Source organism: Thermoanaerobacterium sp. PSU-2, from assembly GCF_002102475.1.
Lineage (GTDB): Bacteria > Bacillota > Thermoanaerobacteria > Thermoanaerobacterales > Thermoanaerobacteraceae > Thermoanaerobacterium.
In genome coordinates, this window is sequence record NZ_MSQD01000043.1 from 1 (window position 1) to 586 (window position 586).

Here is a 586-nt window from a genome sequence, read left to right on the forward strand (position 1 = left end):
TTCCGAGTTCAATTTTCATTACATCTGAAACATACTCTTTTAATATATCATCAGCAGTTTTGAACTTTGCCAAATCCAATTTCCCACTCTCCTTTACAAATTCCTATGAAAGTATTTTACCATATTACTCTTGATTTGTCAAGTGATGTGGCTAATAGTAGTCTTTCTGTCAAGTGATTTAAACTTTTATCAAATTTTCTTGTGCTGCTAATAGCGCAATATATAATACTATCTCATCCTTCCAATAAAAATACGTAGCCCTTTCGATATGTAACCTTTTCTGAATATATTCTCGCCCTTTCTCGTCAAAATATATTAATTGTAATAACTTTTCCTTATCTGTGTTTTTAAACTTTTGAATTGTTTTTTCTATTATCGCAAACCATTTTTCATATTCTTCTATTTCTTTAGGTGGTTTAGCCAACATCAATGCTTTTATCGCTGTACTATCACTATGGTAAGATTGTCCTTCTCCAACCTTTCCAAAAAGAGGTGTACTTGAATTTAATACTTTTTCTCTATATTCTTTCACTTCTCTTTTCAAGTCAAAGTAGTGATACAAGTGCCATTCAATTTCTTTGTATAT

General features: G+C 30.4%; 1 protein-coding gene. It reads right to left on the minus strand.

The features are described 5' to 3' along the window. Positions 1 to 178: 178 nt before the first annotated feature. Positions 179 to 586, minus strand: a 408-nt coding sequence (locus BVF91_RS13040) for a DUF1492 domain-containing protein (protein ID WP_240495896.1), incomplete at its 5' end; no start/stop codon positions are given.